The sequence below is a fragment of the Chryseobacterium sp. Marseille-Q8038 genome (assembly GCF_965111995.1).
Genome location: NZ_CBCOPN010000001.1, coordinates 2,064,916 through 2,078,902, shown reverse-complemented (window position 1 = coordinate 2,078,902; position 13,987 = coordinate 2,064,916). Strand labels below are relative to the sequence as shown.

Below are 13,987 nucleotides of genomic sequence, written 5' to 3'. Positions count from 1 at the left end.
AAGGTATTACTTTTTTATGATAAATTCATCCATTGGAATTCTGACTTTTTTCATAGAAGACAGCCAGTCATTGGCTTCATCACGGTATCCAAGGTATAAAAGACTTACACTTTTTAATCCTAATTCTTTTAATCCCAATACTTCATCTACTACAGCATTGCTGAATCCTTCCGCCGGAGTACTGTCGATTTTAAGTTCTGCAGCCTGTGCAAGAGCAATTCCTAAGGCAATATAAGTCTGGCGTGCAGTATGTGCAAAATGTTCTTCAGGAGTCTGCGCTCCGTACATTTCTTTAATTTTATCGGTATAGCTTCCGAAACGACCTCTTGGAAGATCTCTTACATCGGTATGATAATCGTAAACTTTGTCAATCTTTTCATTAGAATAGCTGTCCCATGCTGCAAAAACCAAAACGTGAGAAGAGTCTCTCATCACTTCAGGGTTTAAAGCTCCTGCCACCATTTTTTCTTTCAGTTCCTGATTTTCCACTACAATGATTCGGAAAGGCTGCAATCCGGATGAAGTAGGAGCCAGTCTTGCTGATTCTAAAATAGTAGTAAGATCTTCCTGTGAAATTTTTTTGGTGGGATCATAAGCTTTTACGGCATGTCTCCAGTTTAGATTTTCTATTAATGACATTTTTTTATTGTTTTAAATTAAACTACTTGGTGATTATTAAACTTCATTTTTTTATTGAAGTAAATTAACATTGCAAATATACAGTCAATTTAATTGTGTGCAATTTAATTTTGAAAGATTTTATTGATGTCAATTATTGATGAAACTAAAAAAAGATAAAAACTAGTTATTCAATTCCGCATGATTCGGATTTTTTCAAAGGCTCTGTATTCCAATCTTTGCAATAGAAATTTAAACTAAAAAACAATGCAGAGATTTAAAAACAAAACCGCTTTAATTACGGGTGGAACTAATGGTATGGGATTGGCTGCCGCTCAGAAATTTATTGAGGAAGGAGGATCAGCGATTATCACAGGGAGAAGTGAAGAGACCGTCAATATCGCTTTAGAAAAACTGGGGGAAAAGGCTTTTGGAATTGTCTCTAATGCCGGAAGCATAAAAGATCTGATGAACCTTCAGCGGGAAGTCAGAAAATATACAGAACATATTGATCTGGTCTTTGCCAATGCAGGATACGGGAGATTTGCTCCGGTGGAATATGTAGATGAAAACCAGTTTGATGAGCTTTTTAATATGCTGGTAAAAGGCCCTTTTTTTACAGTACAGCAGGTATTACCATTGATGAAAAGCGGAAGTTCCGTTATTTTCAATACTTCAGTAGCTACGGAAATTGCCATGCCTAATTTTTCGGTCTATTCTGCAGCCAAATCAGCAGTACAGTCGTTCATTAAAACTTTTGCAGTGGAACTTACAGAACGTGGCATCCGCGTCAACGGAGTGAGTCCAGGGCATATTAAAACCAATATTTTTAATAATACGGGTTTAACCGGAGAGCAGATTGAAAGTGCCATTGATGATATTATTCCTACCATCCCTTTTAAAAGACAGGGAGAACCGTCAGAAATAGCGAATGTAGTTCTGTTTCTTGCTTCAGAGGAAGCTTCATACATCCATGGAGCTGAAGTAAAAGTGGATGCCGGAATTTCTGTGATCAGATAGTCAGGATTATCTGACCTCTTTAATTTGTTTGATGATATTGGTTTTATTTTCAATCCCTATATCATAGGTTTTACTTTTTTTAAAGCTCAGTGTAGCTTTTTCTATAAGACTCTTGTAATCCGGTGATTTCTTTGAAATATAAAAAACCTGAGCACTTATTCCAATGGCCACACGAACAACTTCATTAGGTTTGTCCGGGTCTTCCGTAATATCTGTGATAGTGGAATTGTTATACCATGTTAAGTTTTGTGAACTGGAATTACCGGAACAAGATGTAATCATAATAAAAAGTAATAATAAATAGGACCAGGCTTTCATAGCAAAAAAGTATTAAGTAAAAAGCTCCTGCAATGTATCAAAATAAATGCAGGAGCTCTATATAAATTAGTTAAAATCCGCAGCTCGCTACACTTGGTGCAGGAGAAGGAGAACATCCTGAAAGGGATGAGAATATATTCAATACACAATTGGTATTTACATAATTGTTATCATACAGTAAAGATCCTGATGGACTTCTGTAGTACACGTTTCCTGCTGTATTGGCAAAAGAAGATACAGAAGCAGATCCACAGCTTGTATTGGTACAAGCGGCTCTCCATGCTGCGTCAGTTACAGGTCCGCTGGAGAATAATGAAGGATCGATGATTCTTTTCTCAACAATTCCGGAAGCATTTTTGAAGCTTACCAATATGGCTACGTGATATACCCATGATACGCAGCAAGTTCCTGTAGAAGCTCTCAGATTTCCGTAAACGAACTGCTTTTCACAGTCGTAGCCTGCATTAAGGAGGATCTGTCTCATTTTGTGAGCTCTTGCATAGCATCCATCCACCGGATATCTGAAAGTGATACATGGAGAAGATGCTGTAGAAGTACCGCAAGCCTGGTTTTTAATCTGCGTAAATAAGCTGTTCAGTGTTGCAAGGTTAGGAATAACACTCACTGCTTTTTTGCTGTCTCCTCTCTCTTCTTTATTGAAAACAGATTTGAAATAACGGATATCATCATCAGTAGGTTTATCTACTTTTGCAATTTCATTGGTGTTGGTTTTCAGGAAAATATGAACAGGAGTTTCGTTTTCAACGGCTTGTCTGATCATAGAAATATAACCTGCATTTTCCTTACTGTCTTTAATGTGGTATGGCTGAGCACTCACCATAAAAGAGACTTTAAATTTTCCCTCTTCTTTTTCAATCCCTACCGGAACAGTTTTACCGAAATCTTTCATCGCGATTTCATTAGACTCTTTAGCAACAAGATTGGGATCCTGATTGGCACCTGAATCTGAACAGGCATTGAATGACAGCATCGTCACGAATACCATCATGGATAACAGAAATTTTTTCATAGTTTTTATATTTTGGTGGTTAATTTTCAGTGAACTTTTTAACTATAATAGTTCACTATTTTGTGAGATTAAAAATAATAAAATTTAAAATATGAGCAATATTTTTTTAGAAAAAAATAAATTATTTTGTTGTTTTATTGGTTTTGTGATATTAAAAATGCTGATTTTTATAGAGATGTTCAGGAGAAATAGAAAATTATTAAAATAATATTTTTTTGATTCTTGCAGTCTGGATTCCTAGGGAATTAGACAAGTTGGATGGATAATTTATCACTAGAATACGGATGTTTTTAGTACATATCTTTTCTTTATTCGCTTTGTCATTCCGTAGGAATCTAAACTCCTATTTTATCTTCATTCATTATCACAAGCTTTCTGTGTCTGGATTCCTGCGGAATGACAAACGTTGTGGATAGTATAAGCGAATAAAAATAACATTATCATAAAACAAGCCCGGTTTCAACTATTGAAACCGGGCTTATTATATTGTAAGTAGACTTGACTATTTGTAAATCAGTTCTGCCTGAAATACCTCTGCAAAATGTTTTCTGATCTTAGCCTTGAGTTCCTCCATTTCTTCAGGAGTTAATTCTCTTTCAAGTTCTCTTTTTAAAGATGTAACCTGTTTGTCTTTGATTCCACACGGAATGATGTATTCAAAATAACGCATATCCGTATTTACATTCAGTGCAAAACCGTGCAGGGTAACCCAACGGGAAGCTTTCACTCCCATAGCACACATCTTTCTTGCATAAGGTTTTCCTACATCCAGCCATACTCCTGTTTCTCCCGGAGAGCGTTCTCCTTTAATCCCATATTCGGCAATGGTTCTGATGATTACTTCTTCCAGATTTCTCATATATAAATGAATATCTGTAAAAAAGTTTTCAAGATCCAGAATAGGGTAGCCTACAACCTGTCCGTACCCATGATACGTAATATCTCCGCCACGGTTTACTTTTACGAAAGTAGCATCAATTTCTTTCAGCTTATCAATACCGGCCAACATATTTTCCTCGTGCCCGCTTTTTCCCAAAGTATACACGTGAGGGTGCTCTACAAAAAGAAGGTGATTGGGCGTAGTACTATGCTCCTCTGCAGGAAGATCCCTGTTTTTTATTTTGGTGTCAATGATATTTTTCATCAGCTGTTCCTGATAATCCCAGGCTGGCTGATATTCTTTGACTCCTAAATCTTCAAATTCTACTGCTTTATTTAGATTTGTATTCATTTCAATTTTTGATATACAAATTTAGTGATTTTTACCCTTTTATGGAATGGATAAAATCTATAGCCGTTTTCTTCCAGCCTTTATCCTGAAGCAGGATATTTACAAAGGCTGTTCCGATAATACCACCGTCTGCTTTTTCTGTAACATTTTCAAAATCTTCTTTCGATTTGATCCCAAATCCGATCATTACCGGATTTTTGAGCGGAAGAGAAGCTACCCTGGAAAGGTAGTTTTCATTTTTTACCACTGCATTTTCATTACCTGTTGTAGAAGAAGAGCTTACTGCATACAGAAAACCTGAACTTAAAGAATCCAGATAAATCATTCTTTCATCCGAAGTTTCCGGAGTTACCAGAAAGGTGAAATTAAGGTTATATTGTTGTAAAATCTGCTGGTAGTTTTTCTCAAATTCAATAGGAGGAAGGTCAGGAAGAATCAATCCTGAAACACCACTTTCAGAGCATGCCGCACAGAATTTTTCAAAGCCGAAGCTTAGAACGGGATTGATATATCCCATCAGGATAATCGGAATTTTGATTTCATTTTTGACGGCTTTCAACTGAGACAGCAGTTTCTCAATCGTCATTCCGTTTTGTAAAGCGAGTTCGTGCGCTTTCTGAATTACAGGTCCGTCTGCCACAGGATCAGAGTAAGGCATTCCGATTTCGATCATATCTGCTCCGGAATCCTGAATCAGTTTTATAATATCAGCGGTATCTTCCAAATGAGGAATTCCTGCTGTGAAGTATATATTTAGTTTTTTCATTTTTTATTGTATTAAAGTATAATGTACAAAGTATAAAGTAATGAATACTAGCCGGGGAAATACATTGTACATTTTACATCCGACATTTTACAGATTTTTAAGATACGTTTCCATATCCTTATCTCCACGGCCGCTCAGACAAATGACTACAACATCATTTTGATTAAATTTCTTCTTGTCCAGAACTGCCAGCGCATGAGAACTTTCCAGTGCAGGAATAATTCCTTCCAGTCGGGTCAGCTCAAAAGCACATTTTAGGGCTTCATCATCATTAATACTAAAGAATTCTGCTCTTTTCTCTTTAAATAAATTTGCATGGAAAGGTCCGATTCCAGGATAATCCAGCCCTGCGGAAATTGAATGAGGCTCGATAACCTGTCCATCTTCTGTCTGCATCACAAGGCTTTTACTTCCGTGAAGTACACCAAGTGTTCCTAAAAAGGTAGTCGCTGCAGATTTCCCTGAATTGACTCCCAGTCCTCCGGCTTCAGCAGCGATAATTTTTACCTCTTTTTCTTCTACAAAATGATAAAAAGTTCCTGCCGCATTACTTCCTCCGCCTACACAGGCAATTACGTAATCAGGATTTTCCCTTCCGATTTTTTCTTTAAGCTGTTCTTTAATTTCTTTTGAAATAATACTTTGAAATCTTGCTACCAGATCCGGAAAAGGATGAGGTCCCACAACACTTCCAATCACATAATGAGTGGTCACAGGATTGTTGATCCAGTCTCGTAATGCTTCATTCACCGCATCTTTCAACGTTTTTGAACCTGAAGTAGCTGCTACAACTTCTGCACCCAGCATTTTCATTCTTGCTACATTCGGGGCTTGTCTCTGAATATCAATTTCTCCCATATAAACAATACACTCCAGCCCCAGCAAAGCACATGCTGTAGCGGTGGCAACGCCATGTTGTCCTGCTCCGGTTTCAGCAATAATCCTTGTTTTTCCAAGACGTTTTGCCAATAGAACCTGTCCCAGTGCATTATTGATCTTATGAGCTCCTGTATGGTTAAGATCCTCACGCTTTAAATAAATCTGAGTCTGGTATTTATCGCTTAAGTTTTTAGCAAAATAGAGTGGTGTAGCCCGTCCTACATAGTTTTTAAGCAAATCCTGATATTCCGTTTGAAAATCTTCAGACTCTATGATTTCAAGATAGTTTTTTTGCAGTTCTTCTACATTAGGATAGAGCATTTCGGGGATGAAAGCTCCTCCAAATTCTCCATAATATCCGTTTTCATCGGGGTTTTTATAATTCATTTTTTTATTCTTTAGTAATTAAATAAGCGTTGTTTTGTGAGCTTAACTGATTCAGCAGTTCTTTTCTTTCCTGTGATGTATGAAAAATTAAAATATCATCATCTTCAGAATTTACCCAATCGGAGCCTATACTTTCTTTGATCATTTTGGCTTTGTCATAGAGTATTTCTATATCACATTTTTCATAAAAAGGACGAAGATCTGAGTGGCAGAAACCAATAGTTTCTTTATTTCTATGAATAACATTTTCCTTGAAACGGCTCACCAAAGCTGCACCATATCCTTTCTTTTTATGAGTGGCTACAAGTCCTACAGCTTCTGCAAAAACATATTCTGTGTCTGCTATTTGTAAGGTAAAATCAAAATTTACCCTCAAAACTGCCAATATATTTTCATCTTTATCCATCAGAAAATGAAATTCCGAATCTTTGAAAAATATCCTGAAATAGGCTGGTTTCATGGAGTTCCAAGCAGAAATATCCCAAAGTTTCAAGATATGTTCTATCTCATTTTCTGTTAAATCTTTTGTTTCTTTTATCTGATACTTCATGGGTTTAAACTATTAATAAAAGTAAGATGGTAGTCATGTTGTTGTTTGGTAATCAATTTTTTATAATGTAATAATTCTATTTTATGCATTAAATCAATTAAGGTTGCCTTATCTATTTTGGATTGATACATGGTGATGGCAATTTCCAGGTTATCAATCAGATAATAAGGGTCAGAATCTTCATACAACAGAAATATTTTAGCATAAATCAATCCCAAGTCATATTTTATCACAGTCCTGACATGGTTATCTAAAAATTTATCCGAAATAATCACCAGATAATAGCTGTTCCATAAGCTGATTCTCTCAAAGAAATACTGGATATCTCCTTCCTCAAAATCTTTAATAATGCTAATGAATTCAGATAACAATCCGCCAACTTCCCAGTGTTCCACATTGCTGTCATTCTGAGCAACAAAATGATACAGGTTCTGGATCTTTTCATTTCCAAATTTAGGGGGAAATAACGTTTTGTAAAATGTCTTCTTTAGCAAATGTATGTTCATCATTGTATGTGTTTTTTAATTATCTATTCTGTTGATACAGATTTTTGAATTTTTTTATTCTGTCAATATCTTTATTTCCAGGTTCTGTTTCAAATTTTGAATTGATATCTAAAGCAAAAGGCCTCTGTTTCAATGTTTCTGTATTCCCGATATTTTCTTCTGAAATCCCGCCGCTTAAAAAGTAGGGCAGAGGAATGGTAAAATCATTAAGAATATTCCAGTCGAATTGTTTTCCCGTTCCGCCAAATGCTTTGCTGTCTGTATCAAACAGGTAGTGGGTGATAGGTTGCAGGTTGCAGGTTGCTTGTTGCAGATCAAGAATTTGTGTTATTTTATTTTGATTTTCTGCCGTATTACTTCCTATTCTGATTACTTTAATGATTCCAACTTCAGGATTCAGTTTTTGCCTTAATCCAAGGATGAAATCATTGCTTTCATCACCATGAAGCTGTACAAAATTTAAATCTGCGTGCTGAACGATCTTTACAATGATATCTAATTCTTCATTGACAAAAACGCCCACTTTTCCCTGATGATTAATGGTTGAGATCTCTTCCAGGCTCAGGTGGTTCAAAACATATCTTGGAGATTTTTCATAGAAGATAAAACCAAGGAAATCTACCCTCATAGAAATCAATTCCTGAATCTGTTCCGGTTTTGTGAGACCACAGACTTTGAGTTTTGGCAGCAGGTTTGAGTTTATAGGTTGCAGGTTCATTGTTATTTATTTTAAATTTGAGAAGCAAATTCTTCAAAAGCTTTGGCTGGATCTGTATTTTTCATGAAATATTCTCCCATCAGGAAGCCGTCAAATCCTTTTTCCTTTAAAAATTTAAAATCTTCAAGGCTGTAAATCCCACTTTCTGCCACTGATAATACTTCTTTTGGAAGCTGATTTTTTAGCTGAACGGAATGTTGAAGATTAACTTTGAAATCCTTAAGGTTTCGATTGTTTATGCCTACCAGATCAATTTTTGAGTTGAAATGTTTTAGCTCATCTTCGGTATGAATTTCCAGTAAAACTTCCATTTTAAGTTCATGGGCAAGTGCCGTGAATTCTTCTACCTGAGCAGGTGAAAGGCAGGATGCAATCAGTAAAATAACATCTGCACCTATACTCTTGGCTTCATAAAATTGGTATTCATCAATCATAAAATCTTTTCGCAGGATTGGAATTTTAATTTCATTCCTTACGCTAAGAATATCGTTGAAGTTTCCTCCAAAAAAATCACTGTCAGTCAGGATGGAAATTCCGCTGGCTCCAAAATTTTCGTAAGCTGAAACCACTTCCAAAGGCTCTACACTATTGTTAATGATCCCTTTTGAAGGAGACTGTCTTTTAAATTCAGCGATAATTCCACTTTTATTTTTGATAGATTCTTTCAGAGAATAGGTTGCTCTTCCATAGGATTGAGTGTCTTTTAATTGGTCAAGAGAAATGTGAGATTTTGCTGCTGCAATTTCCTCCTTTTTTCGTTCAATAATTTTATCCAGTATAGTCATTTGATACAGAATTTAATAAAATGATAAAAATGTTAAACCATTAAGGGATATTAAGATGATAAGATAAATTAAGTTCCATCAAAGATGGAGAATGAAGCACTTCGCTGAATAAATAGCTTTAGCTATGATCTTAACGATTCTTCATCACTTAAAAATTCTTAACGGTTAAAAAAATAATAAGACTAATTAATTAAAAGAGTAAAACTATTCAAGGCTTTTCCGCTTTGCAGACTTTCTTTAGCCAGGAGAAGACAGTCTTCATAAGTTCCAAATTTATGCGTGTTGTAAAGGGCTACTGACGCATTGGCAAGAATCACAGAGTTCTGCTGTTCTGTACCTTTTCCTTCCAGAATATTCATAAATATTTTTGCTGTTTCCTGAGTAGAACTTCCAGCTTTAATATCTTCCAGCGTTACAGGATGAAAGCCTAAATCTTCTGCAGAATAAATTTCTTCCCCGTTTTTTGTAATGATTTTACTGTCGTCTGTAAGGCTTATTTCATCATATCCGTCAAGACCATGTACCAGGATAAACTCACGTTCTTCTTTTTGAAGGAGATATTGATAAATCCTTGCAATTTCCAGATTATAAACCCCAATCATGGAATACTTTGGTTTTGCAGGATTCACTAACGGGCCTAAAAGATTAAAGAATGTTCTTAGTCCCAGAGATTTTCTCAACAGTCCTACTGATTGTAATGCAGGGTGAAAATAAGGAGCATGTAAAAAACAGATGTTAGCTCTTTCAAGATCCTCATTCAATTGTTCTGAAGTGTTTTTGAACTGATATCCAAGCTCCTCCAGTACATTGGATGAACCTGTAATGGTAGAAGCTCCGTAATTTCCATGTTTGATTACTTTCTGTCCGGCTCCGGCCACTACAAAACTTGCTAATGTTGATATATTGATGGTGTCTTTTCCGTCACCTCCGGTTCCTACAATATCAATGGCATCAGTTGCATCAATATTTACTGGAACAGCCATTTGTAACAAAGCTTCTCTAAAGCCTTCCAGTTCTTTCAATGTGATATTTCGCATTAAGAAAACACTTATGAATGCAGTCACTTCTGCAGCATTGAATTTATTCTGTGCAATCTCAATCATCATCGCTTTGGCTTCTGATTTTGACAGGGTATTATGGTTGAACAGGTATTGCAGTATTTCTTTCATTTGTGGTGTTTTTATTGTTGTTGCAGGGGTTTCTAATGTTTCCATTATACAAGGAAATTTTTAATGATTACTTCTCCTTCGGGCGTTAAAATGCTTTCAGGGTGAAACTGTACTCCATGTACATCATATGTTTTGTGCTGCAAAGCCATGATCATTCCGTCTTTATCTACAGCAGTAACTTCCAGTTCTTCCGGGAAATCTGACGGATTGACGGCCCAGCTGTGATATCTTCCTACTTCCAATCCGGAATTTAAACCTTTGAAAAGTTTGGTGTCTTCTTTTGTCAGCTCAGTAGTTGTAGCCACTCCGTGGAAGATTTCAGACAGGTTGATTAAACTTCCTCCGAAAGCTTCCGCAATAGCCTGTTGTCCGAGACATACGCCAAGAATACTTTTTGTAGGAGCATATTCTTTAATCAGCTCTAATAAAATGCCTGCTTCTTCAGGAATTCCGGGTCCTGGAGAAAGAATAATTTTGTCATATTGATCAATCTCTGCAAGGGTTATTTCATCATTTCTTACCACGTCTACTTTTTGATCCAGAATTCTTTCAATAGTCTGGACAAGGTTGTAGGTAAAGCTGTCATAGTTGTCGAAAACGAGAACTTTAAGCGGTGGCTGCTGAGTGTTTATATTGTTGTTCATTGTTTTTTTGTTAGGTTGCTAGTTGCTAGTTGCTAGTTGCTAGTTGCTGGTTGGTGAGGCTTATTTTATTTTTCAACTATTTTTTCTGCTTTTTCCACTGCTTTTTTCAGGGCATTCAGTTTATTATTAACCTCCTGCAGTTCATTTTCAGGAACTGATTTTGCGACAAGACCGGCACCCGCCTGATAAAATAAAGTGTTGTTTTTGCTTAAAAATGTTCTGATCATAATAGCCTGGTTGCAGGTACCATTCAATCCGATGATTCCAATACAGCCTCCGTAATATCCACGGGAATCTTTCTCATATTCATTGATCAGCTGGAGCGCTTTATGCTTAGGAGCCCCACTGAGTGTTCCCTGTGGGAAGGTGGCAGAAACCATTTCAAGAGGATTGATATCATCCGCCACATCTGCCGTCACTTCACTTACCATATGAATAACGTGAGAGAATAGCTGGATTTCTTTAAGCTTAGTCACCGTAACATTTTTTCCAAGTTTACCAAGATCATTTCTTGCCAGGTCAACCAGCATGGTGTGTTCTGCATTTTCTTTAGGATCAGCTTTTAAAACTTCGATAGCTTCAAGATCCGTTTCCAGATTTCCTGTTCTTTTAGAGGTTCCGGCAATAGGGTGGATAATAGCTTTGTTGTTTTTGATGATTAATTGGCTTTCAGGACTTGATCCGAATAGTTTATAATTTCCGTAATCAAAATAGAAGAGGTAAGGAGAAGGGTTGATGTTTCTCAAGGCACGGTATACATTGAATTCATCTCCTTTGAATTTCTGCTCAAATCTTCTGCTCAGAACCAGCTGGAAGACATCACCGCGCATACAGTGTTTCTGGGCTGTTTTTACCAGTTCAAGATAATCTTCGTCTGTGATATTAGAGGTTTCCTCACTCGTTTTTTCAAAAGGATAAACCGGAGTATTCTGATTTTTAATAAGGTTTTCTAAAAGATGAAGTTCAGATTTTACATCCTTAATAAAATTTTCAATGATATACATTTCATCATTGAAATGGTTGATCGCAATTACATATTGGTATAATCTGTATCTCAAAACAGGAATTTCAACTTCCTTGCTTTGTTCTTTAAGATGAATGTTTTCAAAAAACTGTACTGCTTCGAAGCTTGTGTATCCAAAAAGGCTCTGTGCAGTCTGTTCTATAGGATCATGGGTTTCTTCACATTTAAAAATATTACGGAAGTCTTCAAATATATCCGTGATATTTCGCTCATTAATCAATTGCTTTACGGGAGCAGAAGCAGGAAGCTTAATTTCAAATTCGTTGAGGTTCTTCACTTCAATTCCGGCAATGGCATTCACTGCGATAAAGGAAAAATTATTGTCAATACTTTTTGAATCTGAACTTTCCAGAAGAATGGTATCCCTGAATTTATCTCTGATTTTAAGATAAATGTTCATGGGAGTATGAAGGTCTCCCAGTGTTTTTTTCGAAACAGTTTTTATTGTAATTGTGTCAGTAAACATCTTGTTGTTTTTTTTAAGTTGAGGAATAAAAAAAAGGCTTTAACGGTATCCGTCAAAGCCTATATATTGTTTTTTGATTATTTCTGCTGTAATTAACAACATGACAATACCTTCAGACCCGACGAAGAGTTTGAAAGCCACCACCAAATATTGTTGTTCATTTTTAACATGGGACAAATGTAGAAATTTTTTTAATACAAAAACTAAAAAAACTAAAGAAATACAAAAACTTAATATAAAAATCCTTTATTTAAGCTGTTTGAGCTCTTGTTTCAATTCCTTGATTTTTTCTTTATAAGTTTCATCATTATAATATTCTAAATAATTTTCCATGGTAGAAATGTATTCTTCAATGAATTCCTTATTCGTTTTGTCTGCCTCATATTTGGTTTTTGCAGAGTTGACAGGAGCTTGCTTTTCATATTGCAATAAAATTTGTCCTTCCCTGGACTGATCATACAGGATAACTATGTTTTTTTCGTATCCGGGAATGTATTTTACCGGAATATCCTTGTCATCAGGTATTCTGATTGAATTGCTGATAGGATAGATGGCTGCACTGGTAGTGGAGAAGAAAGTAGTGGTGTATTTTCCATCCTGCTTTTTTACAATGGCTTCGTAATCGTGGATATACATATCATTCAGGGTAGAATTGGTTTCTACATCTGAAGTAATGATAGCGGTACTTTCAACTCCGTATTTGTTTAAGAACCAGGCGTTCAAAAATTGTCCTCCAAATCCGTTTAAGATAGCCAATGGAATGATCGGAATCAAAAACAATGCTTTTTTAGTCAGATAGGAGAGAAGTCCAAAGAACACAAATAACAGCACCACAGTATAAAAACCATGATGGCTGGTAAAAAACAGAATTTTTGAAATTAAAACCATACAATAAATATACTATTATAATCTTTTATGTAAACGCTATGTTCGCAAAGATGTTATTAATATGAATGTAAAAAGGTCGCAAAGGTGTTTCACTCAGCAAGGTACATTATGATTAAGGCGTATTAATTCGCAGGTATTAATGCGACTGGAAAAAATAATCATAGGTCATTAGCTAAACGGAGTGCCCTTGCGAACAAAAAAATAGAGTTTTATCATATTTGCTTTGCAAACATAGCGTTTAAAGCAACTATTATGTAAACGCTATGTTCGCAAAGATGTTATTAATATGAATGTAAAAAGGTCGCAAAGGTTTTTCACTCAGCAAGGTACATTATGATTAAGGAGTATTGATTCGCAGGTATTAATGCGACTGGGAAAAATAATCATAAAGTCATTAGCTAAACGAAGTGCCCTTGCGAACAAAAAAATAGAGTTTTATCATAATTGCTTTGCGAACATAGCGTTTAAAACAACTATTTTACAGGTTCAGACAAAGGAATATCAGGAGTTCCGCTGTAGAAAACAATTAAGGTGGCTCCCTGATCTCCGGTTTTGCCTCTGTGGCCAACATTAACCATTTCAGGAAGTACCTGACCTTTTCTCACCCACTGTGTTTTGCCATCTTCTTTTCTTTCTATCTGGATTTCTCCTTTTTCTACATAAGCTGCATTGATGACTGAGTGTTTATGCCAGTTCAGAGCCGAATTGGGTGGTACAGCAATTTTAAGAACCGAAATTTCCGGTTGCGTTGTTGGGTAGGCTGGATACACTGTTCCGTCCCACGACTTTGTTGTTTTTAAAAGCGTTACTGATTCAATTTTATCAGAATATTCTGAATGAGGATCGTTTGATGAGTTATCACATGAAAGAAGGAGGGAAGAAAGTAGAGCAACAAACGCTGTACTGAATACACTTTTTTTGGTCATAAGTTTCATATTTTTAGATTGATTTTGGTAATTTGTTATACAAAAATAGCAACCTAATTTAA

At 35.9% G+C, this 13,987-nt stretch carries 16 protein-coding genes; 1 reads left to right on the top strand and 15 read right to left on the bottom strand.

Translation table 11 applies throughout. The features are described from left to right. Nucleotides 1-6: 6 nt before the first annotated feature. A complete protein-coding gene (locus ACWPWS_RS09660) occupies nucleotides 7-639 on the bottom strand; it encodes an NAD(P)H-dependent oxidoreductase (RefSeq protein ID WP_209785257.1) in 633 nt (210 codons plus the stop codon). 246 nt (nucleotides 640-885) lie between these two features. Here ACWPWS_RS09660 and ACWPWS_RS09655 point away from each other — a divergent pair, with 246 nt between their 5' ends. Beyond that, the gene (locus ACWPWS_RS09655; protein ID WP_454046332.1) at nucleotides 886-1,638 is read left to right on the top strand and encodes an SDR family oxidoreductase; all 753 of its coding nucleotides are present in this window, start codon (nucleotides 886-888) and stop codon (nucleotides 1,636-1,638) included. Between the two features lie 6 nt (nucleotides 1,639-1,644). Here the strand turns inward: ACWPWS_RS09655 and ACWPWS_RS09650 are convergent, their stop codons facing one another. The 14 genes from ACWPWS_RS09650 to ACWPWS_RS09585 form a co-directional block, all read right to left on the bottom strand. Continuing rightward, a complete protein-coding gene (locus ACWPWS_RS09650; RefSeq protein WP_454046331.1) occupies nucleotides 1,645-1,956 on the bottom strand; it encodes a hypothetical protein in 312 nt (103 codons plus the stop codon). A gap of 70 nt (nucleotides 1,957-2,026) precedes the next feature. After that, nucleotides 2,027-2,986: a protein-glutamine glutaminase gene (locus ACWPWS_RS09645; protein WP_105683660.1), complete on the bottom strand. Its 960-nt coding sequence runs from the start codon at nucleotides 2,984-2,986 to the stop codon at nucleotides 2,027-2,029. A 502-nt stretch (nucleotides 2,987-3,488) separates the two neighbouring features. Then, nucleotides 3,489-4,217, bottom strand: a complete 729-nt coding sequence (gene lipB, locus ACWPWS_RS09640; protein ID WP_079241098.1) for a lipoyl(octanoyl) transferase LipB — start codon at nucleotides 4,215-4,217, stop codon at nucleotides 3,489-3,491. A 31-nt stretch (nucleotides 4,218-4,248) separates the two neighbouring features. Beyond that, on the bottom strand, nucleotides 4,249-4,983 hold the full coding sequence (gene trpA / locus ACWPWS_RS09635; protein WP_454046330.1) for a tryptophan synthase subunit alpha: 735 nt from the start codon (nucleotides 4,981-4,983) through the stop codon (nucleotides 4,249-4,251). 87 nt (nucleotides 4,984-5,070) lie between these two features. Continuing rightward, on the bottom strand, nucleotides 5,071-6,249 hold the full coding sequence (gene trpB / locus ACWPWS_RS09630) for a tryptophan synthase subunit beta (protein WP_454046329.1): 1,179 nt from the start codon (nucleotides 6,247-6,249) through the stop codon (nucleotides 5,071-5,073). Between the two features lie 4 nt (nucleotides 6,250-6,253). Further along, nucleotides 6,254-6,799, bottom strand: coding sequence for a GNAT family N-acetyltransferase (locus ACWPWS_RS09625; protein ID WP_454046328.1), 546 nt, complete (start codon nucleotides 6,797-6,799; stop codon nucleotides 6,254-6,256). Continuing rightward, entirely contained in the window at nucleotides 6,796-7,308 is a 513-nt protein-coding gene (locus ACWPWS_RS09620) for a hypothetical protein (RefSeq protein ID WP_309511444.1), read from the bottom strand. Before ACWPWS_RS09620 ends, ACWPWS_RS09625 begins: the two co-directional genes overlap by 4 nt. Nucleotides 7,309-7,324: 16 nt before the next feature. Continuing rightward, nucleotides 7,325-8,023: a phosphoribosylanthranilate isomerase gene (locus ACWPWS_RS09615; RefSeq protein ID WP_454046327.1), complete on the bottom strand. Its 699-nt coding sequence runs from the start codon at nucleotides 8,021-8,023 to the stop codon at nucleotides 7,325-7,327. An 11-nt stretch (nucleotides 8,024-8,034) separates the two neighbouring features. Beyond that, the gene (gene trpC, locus ACWPWS_RS09610) at nucleotides 8,035-8,808 is read right to left on the bottom strand and encodes an indole-3-glycerol phosphate synthase TrpC (RefSeq protein ID WP_454046326.1); all 774 of its coding nucleotides are present in this window, start codon (nucleotides 8,806-8,808) and stop codon (nucleotides 8,035-8,037) included. A 182-nt stretch (nucleotides 8,809-8,990) separates the two neighbouring features. After that, on the bottom strand, nucleotides 8,991-9,977 hold the full coding sequence (gene trpD, locus ACWPWS_RS09605; RefSeq protein WP_454046897.1) for an anthranilate phosphoribosyltransferase: 987 nt from the start codon (nucleotides 9,975-9,977) through the stop codon (nucleotides 8,991-8,993). A 44-nt stretch (nucleotides 9,978-10,021) separates the two neighbouring features. Then, complete coding sequence (locus ACWPWS_RS09600) at nucleotides 10,022-10,621, bottom strand: anthranilate synthase component II (RefSeq protein WP_454046325.1); 600 nt, start codon at nucleotides 10,619-10,621, stop codon at nucleotides 10,022-10,024. A gap of 65 nt (nucleotides 10,622-10,686) precedes the next feature. Continuing rightward, nucleotides 10,687-12,111, bottom strand: a complete 1,425-nt coding sequence (locus tag ACWPWS_RS09595; protein WP_454046324.1) for an anthranilate synthase component I family protein — start codon at nucleotides 12,109-12,111, stop codon at nucleotides 10,687-10,689. Between the two features lie 246 nt (nucleotides 12,112-12,357). After that, nucleotides 12,358-12,999, bottom strand: coding sequence for a hypothetical protein (locus tag ACWPWS_RS09590; protein ID WP_454046323.1), 642 nt, complete (start codon nucleotides 12,997-12,999; stop codon nucleotides 12,358-12,360). Between the two features lie 473 nt (nucleotides 13,000-13,472). Then, nucleotides 13,473-13,925 carry a cupin domain-containing protein gene (locus ACWPWS_RS09585; RefSeq protein WP_454046322.1) on the bottom strand — a complete coding sequence of 151 codons (453 nt, stop codon included), beginning with the start codon at nucleotides 13,923-13,925 and terminating at the stop codon, nucleotides 13,473-13,475. Nucleotides 13,926-13,987: the final 62 nt, after the last annotated feature.

Excerpts from the sequence above, each read along its gene's own strand:
- ACWPWS_RS09660 (WP_209785257.1), bottom strand. The coding sequence starts at position 639 with ATGTCATTAATAGAAAATCTAAACTGGAGACATGCCGTAAAAGCTTAT.
- ACWPWS_RS09655 (WP_454046332.1), top strand. The coding sequence starts at position 886 with ATGCAGAGATTTAAAAACAAAACCGCTTTAATTACGGGTGGAACTAAT.
- ACWPWS_RS09650 (WP_454046331.1), bottom strand. The coding sequence starts at position 1,956 with ATGAAAGCCTGGTCCTATTTATTATTACTTTTTATTATGATTACATCT.
- ACWPWS_RS09645 (WP_105683660.1), bottom strand. The coding sequence starts at position 2,986 with ATGAAAAAATTTCTGTTATCCATGATGGTATTCGTGACGATGCTGTCA.
- lipB (WP_079241098.1), bottom strand. The coding sequence starts at position 4,217 with ATGAATACAAATCTAAATAAAGCAGTAGAATTTGAAGATTTAGGAGTC.
- trpA (WP_454046330.1), bottom strand. The coding sequence starts at position 4,983 with ATGAAAAAACTAAATATATACTTCACAGCAGGAATTCCTCATTTGGAA.
- trpB (WP_454046329.1), bottom strand. The coding sequence starts at position 6,249 with ATGAATTATAAAAACCCCGATGAAAACGGATATTATGGAGAATTTGGA.
- ACWPWS_RS09625 (WP_454046328.1), bottom strand. The coding sequence starts at position 6,799 with ATGAAGTATCAGATAAAAGAAACAAAAGATTTAACAGAAAATGAGATA.
- ACWPWS_RS09620 (WP_309511444.1), bottom strand. The coding sequence starts at position 7,308 with ATGATGAACATACATTTGCTAAAGAAGACATTTTACAAAACGTTATTT.
- ACWPWS_RS09615 (WP_454046327.1), bottom strand. The coding sequence starts at position 8,023 with ATGAACCTGCAACCTATAAACTCAAACCTGCTGCCAAAACTCAAAGTC.
- trpC (WP_454046326.1), bottom strand. The coding sequence starts at position 8,808 with ATGACTATACTGGATAAAATTATTGAACGAAAAAAGGAGGAAATTGCA.
- trpD (WP_454046897.1), bottom strand. The coding sequence starts at position 9,977 with ATGAAAGAAATACTGCAATACCTGTTCAACCATAATACCCTGTCAAAA.
- ACWPWS_RS09600 (WP_454046325.1), bottom strand. The coding sequence starts at position 10,621 with ATGAACAACAATATAAACACTCAGCAGCCACCGCTTAAAGTTCTCGTT.
- ACWPWS_RS09595 (WP_454046324.1), bottom strand. The coding sequence starts at position 12,111 with ATGTTTACTGACACAATTACAATAAAAACTGTTTCGAAAAAAACACTG.
- ACWPWS_RS09590 (WP_454046323.1), bottom strand. The coding sequence starts at position 12,999 with ATGGTTTTAATTTCAAAAATTCTGTTTTTTACCAGCCATCATGGTTTT.
- ACWPWS_RS09585 (WP_454046322.1), bottom strand. The coding sequence starts at position 13,925 with ATGACCAAAAAAAGTGTATTCAGTACAGCGTTTGTTGCTCTACTTTCT.